The sequence below is a fragment of the Leucobacter sp. NPDC058333 genome (assembly GCF_042726155.1).
Lineage (GTDB): Bacteria > Actinomycetota > Actinomycetes > Actinomycetales > Microbacteriaceae > Leucobacter.
In genome coordinates this window covers 521,643-537,514 of sequence record NZ_JBHXHV010000002.1, presented here as the reverse complement: position 1 = coordinate 537,514, position 15,872 = coordinate 521,643, and the positions used below count along the sequence as shown (strand labels likewise).

The window sequence follows — 15,872 nt, the reverse complement described above, 5'->3', positions numbered from 1 at the left end:
ATTTCCCAGGGTCGGAGTGGTGGGGTTCGGTGCCGATGCCCCCACTATTTCGAGAGGTCGGGAACCGGCATGGAGACGAGTGCGCGCATCACGCGGGTGATCTCGTCTCTGCCGAGCGCGGCGCCGTTGAGGCCAGCGTGCAGGGTCGCTCCGTCGATGAACACCGCGATGGCGGTGGCGCGTTCGACGCCGACCTGCGTGGCGAGCAGCTCGACGAGGCGCACGGGCCAGCGCAGCGCGAGGTCGCGCAGGCGGTCGTCGGTCATGCCGCTCGTCATGAGCGCGATGTCGGCGCGCACCGTGCGGGGATCGTCGAGGTAGGCGAGCATCTCGTCGATGATCGGCTCGGGGCGCTCCACCATCGTAGGGATGAACGGTTCGAGCCGGGCAATCGCCTCGTCGATCTCGTCGGCGAGCTGTTGCAGCGCGCACTCGCGCAGGTCGTCGATCGAGCTGAAGTACTGGGTGGTCGAGCCGAGCGGCACGTCCGCGCGCTTCGCGACGGCCCGGTGCGTGAGGGCGGCGGCCCCCTGCTCGACGATCACGGCCGTGGCGGCGGTGAGGATCGCGCGGCGGCGACCCGCGGGGTCGCGACGCCGCGAGGTGGGCTGGGCTGCGATTTCAGCCGCGGTTTCGGCCGCGGTTTCGGCTGCGGGTGATCCTGACACGGGTGCTCCTTTCGCGAGTCGTCGAAGTGATGTTCGTATTACTGTACATCTGTACATGTACTTTTGTACAGAACTGATGGCGGCTCGTATTGCAAGGCATTGCTGACATCCCAGACGATGTCGGAGGATGTCGGTAACGTAATTCCTGACGCCGACACTGTGTCGGCGGCCCGGCGACGGGCACGAGGGGGGTCCAATATGGCGCAGATCAGCACAGCCGACCTGGTTGACGAGCGGGGCACTGACGTGCACTCGGTGTCGCTGCAGTTTCAGAACATCGGCGGTATGACCGGGTTCTCTGGGCCGGTGCGCACCGTTTCGTGCTTCCAAGACAACGCGCTGCTGAAGCAGGTGCTCTCGGGTGAGGGCAATGGCGCGGTGCTCGTGATCGACGGCGGTGGGTCGCTCGAGACCGCCCTCGTCGGAGACTTGATCGCCGAGCTCGCCTGCGACAACGGCTGGGCCGGGCTGATCGTGCACGGCGCGATTCGCGACCGCGTTGCGATCGGTACGCTGCCGTTCGGCGTCAAGGCGCTCGGCTCGAACCCCGCGAAGTCGTCGAAGACCGGGGCCGGCGAGGTTGACGTGCCGGTCGTGATTGGCGGCGTGACCTTCCGGCCAGGCGCGCACGTGTGGTGCGACGACGACGGCATCCTGGTCGAGCCGTAGGATTTCGATCATGACCGAGCGATCCCGCGCGCTGCTGCCGTTCGTACCGTACGCGGTCGTCTCAGTGGTGCACGTGATCGCGTGCTTCGGGCAGTACGCCTTCGAGGGGTGGACAAAGCTGCTGCTGATGCCGCTGCTCGCCGCCGCGGTCGTCGCGTCGGTGCTGTTCGTGCCCGGGCTGCGCATTCGGCCCGTGCCGACGGCGGCGCTCGCACTGCTGCTCGGCGCGATTGTGTTCTCGTGGCTGGGCGACGGGGCGGCGACGTTCTTCCCGATGTTCGAGAGCGAGCTGCCGATGATGCTCGCCTGCTTCGGCGTCGCCCACATCGCGTATGTGGCGCTGATGTGGTGGGGGCGCGGCATCTCGAAGCGACGGCTACCCGCGTGGAGCCTGATCTACGTGCTCGCGTACCTCGTGCTCGTCGCCCTGCTGCTGCCGCACACGAAGTCGCTGTCGCTGGCCGTGATGGCGTACGGCATCGTGCTTGTGGCGACGGCCGGCATGGCGACGCGGTGCGGCCGGGTGATCGCGTGGGGCGGCGCGTTCTTCCTGCTGTCGGACGCGATCCTGGCGTTCCGATTGTTTGTGCCGGGGACGACGGTGTGGACGAGCGGCGTCGTGATGCTGACGTACACGCTCGGCCAGGGCCTGCTCGCGTTCGGCATCGTCGCCGCACTGCGGAGACGGGCTGAGCCCGCCGAGGCGGCTGGCGATCCGGCGCCGGTTATTCCTCGGGAAGAATCCGCAGCAACTTCTTGACGCCCCGCACGGTCGTGGCGCCCGCCGCGCCGACGCGCACGCGCAGCTCGGCGTCGCTCGTGACGACGGTGGTGATCGATCCGCTGGCGCTCAGGGCTTCGACGGCGCTCACGATGGCGTCGTCGCCAACCTCTGTGGCGCTGAGAACGTGTACGCCGTCGGTGCTGTCGATGCCGCGGGCGTTGCCCTCGACGACGAGCAGCCAGTCGGGGTAGACGCGCTCGAGACCGGGCACGCGCGGCTCGGCGAGATCGAGGAACCCGGCGCGAACGCCCTCACCGGTCGCGACGAGCGCGTCCAGGCGATCGCGCAGGCGCACGGCGGCGCCGCGGCGATCTTTCCACCACCCGTTCGGCACGCTGCCGATGAGGTTCGCGGCGTCGATGATCACCGTGGGCGGCGGCCCGAGCAGGGGCCGCAGCAGCTGCCAGCTCTCGGCGAAGGCGGGGTGCAGCGGGAGGTCTTCGACCTGGTCGAGCGGCACCCAGGCGAGGGCGTGGCTTTCGGGGTCAGTGATCTCGGGCTCGAACTGCGTGGTGACGTCGGCGACGAGGGTCGTGTACGTCCAGCCGCCGTGATCGAGCACGTGGGTGAAGCGCGGCCGCACGGAATCGTCGGGCACGCCGGCCTCCTCCTGTGACTCGCGGATTGCGCCGTCGTTCGCGGATTCGCCCTCGTGGCGGGCCCCGCCGGGGATGCCCCAGGTGTCGCCGTGGTCGCTCCAGGTGACGCGGTGCTGCATGAGAATGGCGTCGCGGGCGTGGTCGTAGGCCAGCAGCCCGGCGGCCCCGAAGCGGCCCCAGTAGCGCCCGCCGTCGTCGGCCGTGACCCACGCGTCGCCGGAGTCTCGGAGGTCGCTCATGGTCTCAGCGTACTCGCCGCCCCGCACGGTTCGCTTTTGTTTGCTCGAAAATGGCGGGAGGTGGCGGGGGAATGGGTCGGGGGTGTATGGGCGTTGTAGGTGGGGGAGAAGTGCAGATGACGAATGTAGATACGGCCGTTGGCGATGTGTTGCCGTATGCCACTGCGGCCGAGGATGCTGCGGCGCGCGGGCTGGCGGTCGAGTTCATCGAACGCACGCCGGGGGAGCGGCCCCCAGTGATCGAGGGTGTGGATCTCGTGAAGACGGTCGTGGTGCAGGCGAAGGATCGCTTTGTACTCGTGCTGACCCCCGTCGATGCGCAGTTCTCGTGGCCCAAGCTGCGCGCATTTCTCGGAGTGAACCGGCTGTCGCTGCCCGACGCCGATGGAGCGTTCGCGGCCACGGGATACGTGCGCGGCACGATTTCACCGCTGGGAGCAGCGGGGTCGTGGCCGGTCTTGGTGGATTCGAGTTTGAGTGGTCGCCGGATCGCGATCGGATCAGGGGCGCCCGGGTTTGGCGCGCTGGTATCGGCCGATGAGCTCGTGCGGGCGTACGCGGCGGAAGTTCTGGATCTCGCCGTCTGAACGTTCGTGGCCGGTCGTTCTGGGCCGCGTGCCAGGCCGCGTTGTGTGCCGCCACGCCGATGATTCTGCGGGACTGCCAAGATTCCGGCCCCGTGGTTCGAACGCACCCCAGGATGTGGGTAATATAGAGGGGTTGCCTCGGCAGCGCACGCCCCACGCGGGCAGGCGATGGCGGAGAACAACGGGCTGTGGCGCAGCTTGGTAGCGCACTTGACTGGGGGTCAAGGGGTCGCAGGTTCAAATCCTGTCAGCCCGACGGATTGCCCTGGTGAGAGGTAACTTTCACCAGGGTTTCGTCGTTTCTGTTGTCCTTTTCGACGGGGTTTATGGGAGCACCCGACCGCGGGCGCTTACGCCTTCTGAAGCTCTCCGATTGTGGCCGTGGCGACGGGCCGGGGTCAGGAGCCTGTTCGTGCTCCGATCCGCGACCGCCGAAAACACCGCGAAGTGGCTCCAAGAGCACCACCACGGCAACTGGAACCTCACTACGGGTCAGCTCGTCATTATCGACGAAGCGTCCCTTGCAGGAACCCTCGCCCTCGACACCATCACCGCCCATGCGAAAGTGGTGAGCGCGAAGGTGCTGCTCGTGCGTGACTGGGCGCAACTCGCTGCGGTCGATGCGGGTGGGGCGTTCGGGATGCTGGTGCGTGAACGGGACGATGCACCGGAACTGTTGGATGTGCGGAGATTCCGAAACGGCTTGGAGAAACACGCTTCCCCCGGCCAACGGATCGGCGACACCGACGTCATCGATACCTATCTCGCCCAAGATCGCCTCACCCCTGGCGGGTATGAGGCGATCCTCGAGCAGGCCTACCAAGCCTGGCAACACGACCAAGCCACCGGAAAGACATCGGTGTTGATCGCTGAGACACTCGACACTGTCTCCCAACTCAACACCCGTGCCCGGACCGACCGGATCCTCGAAGGCGAGGTCGCACTCGACGGTGTCCGGCTCCATGACGGGAACGAGGCCTCCCGCGGTGACCTAGTCATCACGCGGAAAAAACGACCGGAGGTTGTCGCTCGGGCGGGGCTGGGTGAAGAACGGCGACCGCTGGACCGTGACCCGAGCACACGATGACGGACCCTCACTGTCCGCCGAGTCCACTCGAAATGGCGCACCACGATCACCTTGCCCGCCGCGTATGTCGCCAAGAACGTGGAAATCGGGTACGCGATCACCGCACATCGTGCTCAAGGCTCGACTGTGACGACGGCGCACGCGATCGTGTCTTCGCCGGAAATGACTCGCGAATCGTTCTACGTCGCGATGACTCGCGGACGGGAATCCAACTGCGCCTACATCGCCACAGGCCAACACCACCTCGAAGGACACCAGCACCGCGATGACCTGCACATTACGGTCCAGAGCATCCTCTACGGCATCTTGCAACACGTCGGCGCTGAACTATCCGCGCACGACACCATCACCGCCGAACAAGAAACGTGGGGATCGCTGGCGCAGCTTGCGGCGGAGTGCGAGACCATCGTCCAAGAAGCCCAGCAACACCGCTGGGCCAGCCTCCTCGAGCATGGCGAGCTCACCACCGAAGTGGTTGGTGAGCTCGTTGAGACAGAGTCCTTCGGAATCCTCACCACCGAGCTGCGTCGCCTGGAAGCGGCCGGCCACGGTATCGAGCAGTTGCTCCCGCGGGTGGTGCAGGCAGGGAATCTCGAGGGCGTCGATGATCTGGGGTCGCTGCTTCGGTACCTAATCCAGAAGATCACCAGCACCTACCCGCCCAGCCCGCGACGTGCAGCCGGGCTTATTGCAGGCCTTGTTCCACGAGCGACCGGCGTCACCGACCCCGCCATGCGCGCAGCGCTGAACGAGCGGGAACAACTCATGGGCGAACGCCTCGACGCGCTCACCCAGGCCGCGATCGAGCAGCCCGCACCGTGGCTACCCATGCTCGGAAACCTCGACCACGAGAGCCGGAAACAGATGGTTCGCGCGGTAGCCGCGTACCGTGACCGGTGGGGCATTACCTCGACAAGTGCTCTCGGGGCGGTGCCCGCCGATGACGCGCAACGGATCGATTACGAACATACCCGCGACACGCTCACACGCTTGAGCCAAGCTCCCGACGACCACACCCGAGAGGTCGCGCAGCGACGGGACGAGCGCAGGCTTTAGATACTCCGAGACAGAAATGCCTCGGATCTTGAGGTCTTCCTTCTTGCTGGAGCGGTGGGTATCCTGATGGGGGCAGGAGCAACCACGCGCCGATCCCCGCACGCTGGGTGAGGCAGACCGTTCGAGAAGTATCTCGGGCACTCAACCACTCAGGACCAGCCACACCGCGATAGTCCTGCGTGCGAAAGCGAGGCCCACATCATGCTCCTGAACCGGCTCTGGAACGCCAGCATCCACACCTGCATCTTCCTTCGCACATGGATGCCCACCAACATCCTCCTTGACAAGCTGCGCACCCTGCCCGGCCTCAAATGGGGAATCCCCGCGATGCTCCTCGGCTTCGCATACCTGCTGATTGCAGCCACCTGCACCTGTCTCATCGAGCACGGTTGGAGCAAATGGCTCTACCTGGCCTTTTTCTGGGCACTGTGGAACGGGCTGAAGTTCCTCTTCTTCGGTCCTTGGAGCCTCGTTCTCCCTGCGCGGGCGCGGATTCAGGAGGCACGTCGGCACCGCGGCGCAAGTGCGCGGGAGTGATCAGCGTGTCGCGTGGTGTTCCCGCCTGGTTTCGGAGATTCTAGAGTCACGATGTTGATCTCGCGACGATAGACGGCCGACCACAGGTTCCCGTCGGTCAGGAACCTCAATGCACCGGCACCGTCCCTCCCGCTCTCAATCCCGCGCCAGCACCATGACAACCACCGACGGGTGGTGGTGATGATGAGGAAAGTCACTAGGGTTCAGGGTTCCCAACACGCGGGCATCCTGGACGGCTGGTCTATGCCCAGCTCTGTGGAAGATCTTGCCCGGATCAATGTCATCTACGGAGGCAATGGCAGCGGCAAGAGCACACTGGCGCGCGTTTTGTCTCAAATGACGACCGAGGAGCCGAGCGATACCGTCCTCCACATCGATGTCCATGATGCTGCGGCGACGAAGCGGCAAGTGTCTGACCGGTCAGATCCCTTCTGGTCTCGGCTGAGGGTTTTCGACAAGCAGTTCGTCAGCAAGAACTTGCTTTTCGATCTCAACGGTCGCAGCGACGCCCTCCCGTTGCTCGTGCTCGGCGAACCTAACGTTCAGAGAGACCAGCGAATCGCTGAGATCGATGCCCGACTCGAAGAACTCTCTTCCACTCTGCCCGGCACACGTAAGGCCGCAGACTCAGCGAGCAAGGCTGCGAGGAAGCTTACAACCGATACTGCACGAACGATTGGCCAAGAATTGCAGGCTGCCGGCGGTCGCTATTCCGCACGCGGTTACGACGCACGACGGGTCTCCGAAGCGCTCCCGGGAATCGACGAGGTGGTCCATCAACGCTCTGACGAGGAGATGGCAGCCGACCTTCGCGTCGTACAAGGTCAGCGACTCGACCCGATTGACCCGATCGCGCAGGTCACTTTCAACCTGCAAGCGATTCAAGATGATGTTTCGTCCGTGCTCCGGCAGACGATCACGAACGCTGCCTTGGAAGGGCTGTCCGGGAACCCGGTCAACGAGTCCTGGGTGCAGCAAGGTCTTCGGCTTCACGATCATCGCGACCAATGTCTGTTTTGCGCGAGCACGATCACCGAAGAGCGTCGCCAGGCACTTGAGAACCATTTTGACGAGAGCTTCAAGCGATTGCAGGAACGGCTCCAGACACTCGATCAGCGTCTTGAGCGAGAAGAGCAAACGCTCGGAGACACGCTAACTTCGGTCCGAGAACCGGGGCATCTCTACACAGATCTCCTGGATCAGTACCAGGCATGCGTGCGGCAGCTAAGCAACGCTGCTGAAGCGTACCGCGAACGCATTGCCGCGCTGCGTTCACAGATCGCCCAGAAGCATGCTTCGCCCTTCGGTGTCCTTGAAATTGACCAGCTCCCGGGTGCGGTCTCCATTAGCCTTGAGCCGCTCAATGACGTCCTCAAGCTGCACAACACCCGGTCTGCCTCGTACCAAGAAGCCGTGAACGATGCTGCACGCAGGGTCGAACAAGCACGCCTGGCATCGATCGTTGCCGACTACCGCGCGCGCCTCGCGGAGGCTAAAGAGCAGTCTGAGTCCGCAGATGAGCTCCAAAAGGAACAAACAGCCCTCTCCGCAGAACGCGAACGCATCAACGTAACGGACCTTGACCCCTCACCATTGGCGGAGGAGCTGACGCGAGATGTGGCAAGCCTCCTCGGTCGCGACGAACTCGTCTTCGCCAAACAAGACGACAGATACTCGATCCAACGCAACGGTAAGCCTGCAACGGCACTCAGTGAAGGCGAACAGACAGCCATTTCCCTGCTCTACTTCCTGTGCAGCCTGCGCGATGAAAAGACCCGCAACATCAACGCGACCGTCGTCATTGACGATCCCGTTTCGAGCCTCGACCAAGAGATCTTGGTTGGCGCGTCCAGTCACCTCTGGAGCACGTTGGTCGGCAATAGCTCTCAACATCAGGTTATCCTGCTCACCCACAGTTTTGAGCTCTTCCGTCTGTGGAGTAACCAACTCGACCGGTTGCCTCCGAGCGTCAAGAAGGACTGCAAGTACTCGATCTATGAGCTCCGAGCCCGCTACCAGAACCACCCCGACGGGACCACGCGCCGCCGTCCAACGATGATCTCGTGGACAGACGAGAAACTGCGGAAGAAGCTGCGTTCCCAGTATCACTACCTCTTCTGGCGTGTCGCTGACGTTCTCCGAGTCGACGCCACCGAAGGAGACCTCGCCACAGAGCTCGAGGCAAGCGCAATCATTCCCAATGCAGCGCGGCAGATGCTTGAGGCATTTCTTGCTTTCAAGTACCCCAGCAAGATCGGCGACTTCGAAGGATCTATGCGCAGAGCCTTTGAAGCCAAGGCCGTCGCAGACCCCCTGCGCCAACGAGTCACTCGATTCGTTCATCGCCAATCACACAACGAAGAAGCCGACATCGGCAAACCCGTCAGGATCGGTGAAGCAATCACCGTCTTGCGTGCAGCATTCGAGTTCATTAACGCAGTCGACTCCGATCACTTCGACGAAATGTGCGCGGCCCTCGATCTCAACGCCGCCGAGATCCTTGGCGCATCGGACGTCGCTGGTGTTTAGCCTCGTGCGAGCTTACGCCCGACGCGACAACAACTGGGCCTGGACTCGACACCTGCCCGCCGCAACGCATGTGGGCGACCGGGGTTCCAGCCGTCTCAAGTGGCGTCACCACCGGCCCACGAACATCACTTCGAGGCACAGCTAGATTGGAAACCGATACGCACGGACCGTCGGAAGACCCTCGTGGAATCAACGATTTCAAGGTGATGGGCGAGGATACAGACTTTTCCCGGTTGGGGCACTCAATGAGTGTTGTTGTGACCCAGGGCTGACTTCGGGAGCATCACCCTCGCCGTGCGCTTATTTAGATCGTCAAAGGAGATTCCAACCATGGACGACCGTCTCCGTGACGGGGTATGCACGAGGAGGATAGACCGCATCCCAGACTTGAATGATGCAACAACAACTCCACAGCGCAAGGCCCTCACAGAGCTCCGCCCCGCACGAGATTTCGGAGGTGTGCGTTCGTGGCTAGACCTCGCACACCGATCGGCACCTTCGGCAGTATCACCACTACGCGCACGCCAGGCGGACGCTACCTTGCTCGCACCCGATACCGCGATTGGGACGGGAAGGGCACGTACAAGCCACTGGCGCGACAAGGCCCTCAGCTGAACGCTTGCTGAAGAAAAAGCTCGCCGAACGCGACCTATTCCAGCCTGGCTTCACTGGGATGACTGCCGATAGCCCCTTCCCGGCGCTGGAGTCGTACTGGCTGGAAGACATGAACCTCGAAGACCGACTCTCAAGAACGACGAGGCTGCTCTATGAACGCAACATGCGCACTCTCGTGCTGCCGTTCTTCAAAGACGTCACCCTCCGCGAGATTGGCGTCGCTCGCTGCGACTACTTCCTCAAACAGCTCGCAAAACAGAGCTACAACCGGGCACGCCAAGCACGCGTCGTCCTCCGTCTCGCCCTCGGACTCGCAGTGCGCCACGAGGTCCTTCCGCGTAACCCGATGGACCGTGTCTCCAGGCTCCGCCGCCCAGTCTGCACTCCGGATATCTTCTCCTGGGACGAGCTCAAAACCATCCGTGTAGGTATCAGCGCGTGGGAGCATCGACCGATCAAGGCGGGACCGAGACCGGATGGACAGCTCGGGCAGGTCGTGGAGGTCATGCTCGGCACCTCAGCACGCATCGGCGAAGTCCTCGCAATCCGCCTTGGCGACCTCGACCTGGACGCGCCGATACCGTCGGTGCGGATCTCTGGAACGATTGTGAGCCGTAGGGGAGAACCCACCCACCGCCAAGATCACCCCGCGACTGCCCGCTCCGTTCGCCGGGTCGCGCTTCCCGGGTTTGCGCTCCGTGCCATGCGCGCGAGGATCGAGAGGATTCGATTCACGCATCCGGACACGCTGCTGTTCTCCACTCGCGTCGGGACACCGCACACGACGAACAACATCCGCAGACAGCTTCGCGACGTGATGGAGCAGGCAGGAGTGCCTGACGTCACTCCGCACCGGTTCCGTCGAACCGCAGCAACCGCGATCAACGAGGTTGGAGGACTGCAGCTCGCCTCCGAGCTACTCGGCCACAGCGACCCCTCGATCACTCGAGAGCACTACATCCGCCGCAACGAAACCGTTAACCCCATCACTGCCAAGTTTTTGGGGGATTCCTTCGGGCGGACTGCAACTGGGTATCAGGCGATGTAATACGAGAGCTGTTCGTTCGGGACATATCGAATCTCGTCGGGCGCGTCGAAGTCAAGGTCGCCCGAGACGATAATGCAGTCACCCTCATCGTCCTTATCGAACACACCTGGAATATCTTTCTGGTGTCTTTTGGATCCGCTTAGGAACGAGAGGAATGCGTGGCGCGACCCTGCATCCGTGAATCCAAGGTCAACCTTCTTCCCTGTGGTTTTCTGACGCAGGCGTGCGCTGAGACGACCCTGATCATTTGCATATTCCTCGATGTAACATCGAGTGTTTACGGGGTTCGGTTTCATCGGTCTTCACTCCTTATCAACGACCTACAGAATTATGTCTTCTTGACAACACTGCCTCAGTGCATGAGTAGTGGCGCCCGCAGATGGCATCGTTTGCTCCCTATTGAGGCGTCTCACTCTCTCAGTCGTTGCAGGACTGGAGTAACACTGAGGTGATCGGACCCGCTGTGCTTCCTGCTCTGACTTCGAGGCAGGGTACGTATCGGGGCCGCGGATCGCCGCTATGTTCGGTAGACGCATCAGAGTCGTCCCATTCGAATAGACGCACTCGAAGCGTATTGCTGAGCCGTCCAATGAGGATAGCGAGTCCGAAAGGTACAGCGAGGAGCAAGTCGACTCGTGCGTTGGCATGATCGCCACTAATTTGACGAATGAGCCCCGCAACTTCAGAGGCGATCTTACCGGCGTGCGCGGGATCAAGCAGACCCCGCCGCGGAGAACGGATGACTCCGTGTGAAGCCAGACTGTCACCGTATTCTTCGAGGTAGCGCTCAAAAGCCGCGTCGCTCCTTGTCGACAGTAAGTCGACGTATACGGCAACGCGTGGCCGGTCGTCCGAGGAGATCGCTTTCGAATGCTCGGTTACATCGAAAAGTAACGTGGGAGTCTCCGGAATAGAAGATTCAGGCCCACTCGTCCAGACATCAGATCGTTGGTCGAAGACCTCGATCGTCCCGATCCTTGATGACGGAAGCGCAGCGCCAAGTGCGAAGGCGACTGACAAATGCGCACCACCGCCGACTTGAACTACCCTCGCTCCGGTGCTCGTGACTGCGTCCGGTAACAAACCCAACGTACGACGGAGATCCTCGAGTCCGGCTGGGTCAGGCAACTTTTCATGATGAGACCGACGCACGCGGATGTCGAGCTGAGCACCTGTGCGGTCGTAGACCTGGCCGATGTTGCGGGTCTGGATCGTAAGCTTGAACGCTCCGTTATTCTCTACCGTTGCACGGTGCTGAACCATCCGATGCGTTAGCGCCTTCCGCGTGATCGTAAGCAAGCCTTCCATGCTCGTTGCCGACTGATCAACTCCCTTGAGATCGTCCTTAACGCGTCCGAGCAACTTGTCAGGGGCAGAGTAGTCAAGGGAACCGCTACCTTTAGCGACGTCATTGGCGATTAGTAGCTGGAATCGAGAGTCATTGTGATGCAGATCGATCAACTTGGGCGCTTCGATGCTGCGCACGATTGAGCTGTTGATGATGTCCACGGTGATCACAAAGGTGGCTCCAGACAATCCGCCATCGATCGCCTCCTCGAGCCTGTTCGCGGTGTCGCCGGGAGGAAGATCGTCCTTGTCGCGCCAGACAGGTATCCCCGCGGCACGCAGCGTCCAAGCCAGCTGCGCGACGATTTCCGACCCATCACTCTGGCGGTACGAGAGGAACAACGGCCCGAAGACATCAATACCTGTACTCACCTGGGACTCCTCTGTGATTGGGTGCTCTGCTATATGAGTATGACGCGATGGGCTGACAAATGGGCTGTTTCGATGGAATGTCGGTGGTGGTGTCTATCCTTGGTGATAAGCAGTCCGGACAAGGTCCGTCGCACTGCCCGAGTGCGGCTAGGAGGCCTTCATGACAGTTCTGGATTCGTTCGATTCGCTCCAGCAAGAGGTGGACGCCGACCCCGAAGTTGTGCGGCTTGCTCGGCAAAGGCGCGATACGTTCAAGGCAGCTCTTGCCACCGCGACGGATGTGAAAGTCGTGTGGGGGTCAGGGTCGCTCGCGCGAAGTACGCAACTGCAGCCGGTGCACGATGTCGACCTGGTCGTAGAGTTCGACGCTGATGAGTACCCCGAATGGGGAAGCGACGGCGACACAGCGGAAGAGGCGATCGAGCGGTGCCGTGATCTCGTACACGATTTGCTCTCCGTAGAGAGCGGAACGTACGCGCAGCTGGTGCGGCAGGTAAACACTGCGGAACGGAACCGGGCGGCGAAGTGCTTCATTGACCCGCCAGGCTCGGATGATGCGTTCACAGTTGACGTCATGCCTGCCCTTCGACGCACGGATGGCATCCTCATTCCGTTCAAGAGTGAGCGCCGGTGGACACTCGCTGATCCTGAGTACCTGATCAGTCAGGTCGCGGAGCGCCAGCGGGAGTGGGCACAGTTCCGGCCCCTGGTGCGCATGCTGAAGTACTGGGCGCGGCAGCACACAGCCGACACAGGGAGGGTGAAGTCGCTCGTAATGGAGGTGCTTGCCCTCGATTGCCTCCACGCAGGGAACCGCCCTGAGGCACTGAAGACATTCTTCGTTGAAGCCTCCAGCCACAGTCTCCAGATCGAGGATCCGGCCGGGCTCTCTGGCGTGATCCAGCCGGATCTGGATATTGCCGGGTTGCGCCGCGCACTGGAAGATTCGGCCCTCGCCGCTACCGCCGCTCTCCGATCGGTGGCGAACAACGACCAGCCGGGTGCAACCCAACACTGGCAGGACGTCTTCGGAGATGCGTTCCCGCTCGTACTTGCGCCGACCGGGGAAGCCGACCCGGGGCCTAGGCCTATTCGGGATTCGCCCCAAGGATGAGCGTCGACTCGCGCACCTGGTGGGAGGACGACCCGGTGAGGCTCGAGCAGGAGATCGCCGACGTGCAGGCGGTCGCTCCGCTGCTTGCATGGACAGCGGAGGGAGCGGGACGGTTCGAAGGGCCGTTGCCGCTATGGCCGTTTGCACGATCCGCCCCGACGAACATCAGCGATCTGTTGGACCCGTTTGTTGTCCGCGTTGAGTACAACCATGCGTTCCCCGCCGCGCCCCCACAAATACTCCCGCTCCTCCCGCAGCCGGTTCCCACGATTCGGGGCTTCACACAGTTCCACGTTCTGCCCAGCGGACGCCTTTGCCTGCTGCGCGATGCAGACCAGTGGTACCCATGGTCCAAGACCAGCGAGCTGCTGTTGAAGGCAGCTGGATGGGCGATCGAACTCGCGCTTCTCAACGCCAGAGCGATCACGCAGATGTCAACGAGCGGCATCGTCATCGACACCTCCTACGATGAGCTCATCGTGGAGCAGATCGAGGCGCTGAGCTCATGATCGGTGAGGACTGGATTGTCCTGCTCCCACGGGAGGCGAAGGAGCTTGTCGAAAGGGGCGACGGCTGGGGACACTTGACCTGCCGAATTTCCAGTCCTGACCGTGCGGCGCTGGTCGTCGCCCTCTCCAACGAGGACTCCGATCGAGTGCCTGTCGCCACGGACCCAGGTCACTTCTTGATGACCGCTGACTTCCAGCCGGTTGGCCATTGGTACGCCGCCCCGGGCGAGCTCGCTCTTGAGGAGTACTTCCTGGTCCGCCAGTCGAGGGAGTTGTCGTTTGATGAGTTCCAGAAGTTCGTCCCGAAAGCGGAGCGCCCGGCCGTGGGGAAGTGGTCGATCGCGGTGACATATTGTGCTGAGCCTCCTGCAATCTCGGACGACGAAACGCTGCCTGCCTGGTCCGCGTGGAGCGTCACCGACTCCGCTGTGCGCCCCATCCACTTTGACATGCGGGATGGGAAGGAACTGGTCGACGCACTTGATGGTCTCTGGCCAGCGCGCGCGCTCTCCACTAAGCGGGTCCTCCTGTTCGGCTCGGGTAGCATTGGCGGTGCAGCCGCCGAGTCACTGGCCAGCTACGGTACGGGAAAGATCGACGTCGTCGATCCCGACCGGCTACTTTTCCACAACATCCCCCGTCACGTTCTGACTACTAAGTACGTGGGTATGACGAAAGTCGACGCTCTCACGCTGACGCTCGGGGACGCGTGGCCAGAGTGTCAAGTCACACCGTGGGGAACCGACCTCGTCACGCATGCCAATCTGATCAGGCCGTTGCTCGACAAAGCCGACATTGTCGTTTGTACCGTTGATGGAGTTGAAGCTAGGCGCGTGGCGAACTATCTCGCGCGGCGTGCCCGCAAACCGATCGTTTTCGCCTGCGTTCTCGGCGACGGGCGTTACGGTGAGATCCTGCGGATCAGGCCACTACCTGAAGTCGGATGCCTCGAATGCCAACGCCGCCGTCTGCAAGAGGAGGGGCGCATCGATCTTGAGCCGACGCTCGACCGTGGATACGGCACCGGCACCCGTCATAACCCTATGACCGCCGTCGGCGGCGACCTCCATCTCATGGGGCAGCTCACAGCCAAGATCGCTGTCGCCACTCTTCTACGTGCCCAAGGAGAACTCGATCAGACCCTTGTCGACGACAACCTGGTGATCGCACTGCGCCCAACTCCCGGTTACTCCGATCCATTTGACACCACCAGAGTGCTCGATCAGAAATGGTACCGAGCCGGTCGCCCCTACGACGATTGCCCGGCATGCAACTCGGTATGAAACTTCCGATCCACGCTGCGGCGCTCGAATCCATGGCCTTAACAATCCGTTCAGGCGATCCTCGACTGGAAACAGGTGGAGCGCTGTTCGGTCCATCGGATGGGAGCAAAGTATTGCACGCCGCCGGGCCTGGTCCGAAGGCAGAACATGGCCCGTATTTCTTCCTCCGCGACCTCGCTTTCACCCAGCACGAAGCCGGACGCCTTTATCAAGCTGATGGCTCGCACTGGATCGGCGAATGGCACACACACGTCGACGTGCCACCGAGACCAAGTGACCTCGATCTTCACACCTACGCGAAGCACATGGCCGATCGTGACCTGGGATTTGACCGGTTTCTGGCATTGATTATCGCGGTCTCCGAGTCTCAACCGATCCTCGCGGCTTGGATACTTGAACGTCACGGCAATGAACTCATACTGATGCAGGCGGGCACGCAGCTACTCGATCTCAGCTGACTGACCGTACCTGATCGTCGAGCATCGTCCGAGAGCTTCTTTCGAAAACCCCACGTGAACCCCTAACTAACCTGCAGAGATCTACCAAGAGTAGGAACCTGGCTCAGACCTGAGGCATGCAAACCATGCAATCCAGTGCGGCGGTGGCTCGTCCCTGCGACCCATTGGCTGGAGTGAAGGTGCTCTTGCTGGGATCCGTCTCAGATCCTGAGCTTCTTGCGTTGGCGGGGGCCCGTGAACTGAGCTGATCCGCGTGCATCTTGCCCTGCCAGAGCTTTCAAGTCCCTGAGGGGTTTGAGTAGAGAGCACGAGCGGAGTACCGGTGTCCGCCCAACCCTCTACAGGTCGCTTCTCTTCGACGAGCCGCCCCG

15 protein-coding genes and 1 tRNA gene are annotated in these 15,872 nt (G+C 62.3%); 13 read left to right on the top strand and 3 right to left on the bottom strand.

Going from position 1 to position 15,872, the window contains the following annotated elements:
* Positions 1-44: 44 nt before the first annotated feature.
* Positions 45-668, bottom strand: a complete 624-nt coding sequence (locus tag ACFWHR_RS10335) for a TetR/AcrR family transcriptional regulator (protein WP_382448224.1) — start codon at positions 666-668, stop codon at positions 45-47.
* A 198-nt stretch (positions 669-866) separates the two neighbouring features.
* Between ACFWHR_RS10335 and rraA the strand changes: the two genes are divergently transcribed.
* Together rraA and ACFWHR_RS10325 are read left to right on the top strand one after the other, a co-directional pair.
* The gene (gene rraA / locus ACFWHR_RS10330; RefSeq protein ID WP_382448223.1) at positions 867-1,337 is read left to right on the top strand and encodes a ribonuclease E activity regulator RraA; all 471 of its coding nucleotides are present in this window, start codon (positions 867-869) and stop codon (positions 1,335-1,337) included.
* Positions 1,338-1,347: 10 nt separating this feature from the next.
* Entirely contained in the window at positions 1,348-2,097 is a 750-nt protein-coding gene (locus ACFWHR_RS10325) for a lysoplasmalogenase family protein (protein ID WP_382448222.1), read from the top strand.
* Here the strand turns inward: ACFWHR_RS10325 and ACFWHR_RS10320 are convergent.
* Positions 2,063-2,959, bottom strand: a complete 897-nt coding sequence (locus ACFWHR_RS10320; protein ID WP_382448221.1) for an NUDIX domain-containing protein — start codon at positions 2,957-2,959, stop codon at positions 2,063-2,065. The two genes, ACFWHR_RS10325 and ACFWHR_RS10320, sit on opposite strands and share 35 nt — an antisense overlap.
* Before the next feature lie 116 nt (positions 2,960-3,075).
* Here ACFWHR_RS10320 and ACFWHR_RS10315 point away from each other — a divergent pair, with 116 nt between their 5' ends.
* The 7 genes from ACFWHR_RS10315 (at position 3,076) to ACFWHR_RS10285 (ending at position 10,418) form a co-directional block, all read left to right on the top strand.
* Complete coding sequence (locus tag ACFWHR_RS10315) at positions 3,076-3,546, top strand: aminoacyl-tRNA deacylase (protein ID WP_382448220.1); 471 nt, start codon at positions 3,076-3,078, stop codon at positions 3,544-3,546.
* A 182-nt stretch (positions 3,547-3,728) separates the two neighbouring features.
* Positions 3,729-3,802 (top strand) — tRNA-Pro (locus ACFWHR_RS10310).
* Between the two features lie 156 nt (positions 3,803-3,958).
* On the top strand, positions 3,959-4,633 hold the full coding sequence (locus ACFWHR_RS10305; protein ID WP_382448219.1) for an AAA family ATPase: 675 nt from the start codon (positions 3,959-3,961) through the stop codon (positions 4,631-4,633).
* Positions 4,634-4,759: 126 nt separating this feature from the next.
* Positions 4,760-5,689, top strand: coding sequence for a hypothetical protein (locus ACFWHR_RS10300; protein ID WP_382448218.1), 930 nt, complete (start codon positions 4,760-4,762; stop codon positions 5,687-5,689).
* 201 nt (positions 5,690-5,890) lie between these two features.
* Positions 5,891-6,226: a hypothetical protein gene (locus ACFWHR_RS10295; protein ID WP_382448217.1), complete on the top strand. Its 336-nt coding sequence runs from the start codon at positions 5,891-5,893 to the stop codon at positions 6,224-6,226.
* 255 nt (positions 6,227-6,481) lie between these two features.
* Entirely contained in the window at positions 6,482-8,755 is a 2,274-nt protein-coding gene (locus ACFWHR_RS10290) for an AAA family ATPase (protein ID WP_382448216.1), read from the top strand.
* A gap of 673 nt (positions 8,756-9,428) precedes the next feature.
* On the top strand, positions 9,429-10,418 hold the full coding sequence (locus ACFWHR_RS10285) for a tyrosine-type recombinase/integrase (protein WP_382448215.1): 990 nt from the start codon (positions 9,429-9,431) through the stop codon (positions 10,416-10,418).
* A 417-nt stretch (positions 10,419-10,835) separates the two neighbouring features.
* Here the strand turns inward: ACFWHR_RS10285 and ACFWHR_RS10280 are convergent, their stop codons facing one another.
* Positions 10,836-12,137, bottom strand: a complete 1,302-nt coding sequence (locus ACFWHR_RS10280) for an SAVED domain-containing protein (protein WP_382448214.1) — start codon at positions 12,135-12,137, stop codon at positions 10,836-10,838.
* A gap of 160 nt (positions 12,138-12,297) precedes the next feature.
* On the opposite strand from ACFWHR_RS10280, the gene ACFWHR_RS10275 reads away from it, so the two are divergent.
* The 4 genes from ACFWHR_RS10275 to ACFWHR_RS10260 are packed head-to-tail and all read left to right on the top strand — an operon-like array spanning position 12,298 to position 15,501.
* Positions 12,298-13,251 (top strand): nucleotidyltransferase, encoded by a 954-nt coding sequence (locus ACFWHR_RS10275; protein ID WP_382448213.1) that lies wholly within the window; start codon positions 12,298-12,300, stop codon positions 13,249-13,251.
* Positions 13,248-13,760 (top strand): hypothetical protein, encoded by a 513-nt coding sequence (locus tag ACFWHR_RS10270; protein WP_382448212.1) that lies wholly within the window; start codon positions 13,248-13,250, stop codon positions 13,758-13,760. The genes ACFWHR_RS10275 and ACFWHR_RS10270 overlap by 4 nt, the downstream gene beginning before the upstream one ends.
* Positions 13,757-15,043, top strand: coding sequence for a HesA/MoeB/ThiF family protein (locus ACFWHR_RS10265; protein ID WP_382448211.1), 1,287 nt, complete (start codon positions 13,757-13,759; stop codon positions 15,041-15,043). Before ACFWHR_RS10270 ends, ACFWHR_RS10265 begins: the two co-directional genes overlap by 4 nt.
* Positions 15,040-15,501: a Mov34/MPN/PAD-1 family protein gene (locus tag ACFWHR_RS10260; RefSeq protein WP_382448210.1), complete on the top strand. Its 462-nt coding sequence runs from the start codon at positions 15,040-15,042 to the stop codon at positions 15,499-15,501. Before ACFWHR_RS10265 ends, ACFWHR_RS10260 begins: the two co-directional genes overlap by 4 nt.
* Positions 15,502-15,872: the final 371 nt, after the last annotated feature.

What these genes read in the sequence shown, in the direction of transcription:
- rraA (WP_382448223.1), top strand. Translation starts at nt 867, where the DNA reads ATGGCGCAGATCAGCACAGCCGACCTGGTTGACGAGCGGGGCACTGAC.
- ACFWHR_RS10325 (WP_382448222.1), top strand. Translation starts at nt 1,348, where the DNA reads ATGACCGAGCGATCCCGCGCGCTGCTGCCGTTCGTACCGTACGCGGTC.
- ACFWHR_RS10320 (WP_382448221.1), bottom strand. Translation starts at nt 2,959, where the DNA reads ATGAGCGACCTCCGAGACTCCGGCGACGCGTGGGTCACGGCCGACGAC.
- ACFWHR_RS10315 (WP_382448220.1), top strand. Translation starts at nt 3,076, where the DNA reads ATGACGAATGTAGATACGGCCGTTGGCGATGTGTTGCCGTATGCCACT.
- ACFWHR_RS10295 (WP_382448217.1), top strand. Translation starts at nt 5,891, where the DNA reads ATGCTCCTGAACCGGCTCTGGAACGCCAGCATCCACACCTGCATCTTC.
- ACFWHR_RS10285 (WP_382448215.1), top strand. Translation starts at nt 9,429, where the DNA reads ATGACTGCCGATAGCCCCTTCCCGGCGCTGGAGTCGTACTGGCTGGAA.
- ACFWHR_RS10275 (WP_382448213.1), top strand. Translation starts at nt 12,298, where the DNA reads ATGACAGTTCTGGATTCGTTCGATTCGCTCCAGCAAGAGGTGGACGCC.
- ACFWHR_RS10270 (WP_382448212.1), top strand. Translation starts at nt 13,248, where the DNA reads ATGAGCGTCGACTCGCGCACCTGGTGGGAGGACGACCCGGTGAGGCTC.
- ACFWHR_RS10265 (WP_382448211.1), top strand. Translation starts at nt 13,757, where the DNA reads ATGATCGGTGAGGACTGGATTGTCCTGCTCCCACGGGAGGCGAAGGAG.
- ACFWHR_RS10260 (WP_382448210.1), top strand. Translation starts at nt 15,040, where the DNA reads ATGAAACTTCCGATCCACGCTGCGGCGCTCGAATCCATGGCCTTAACA.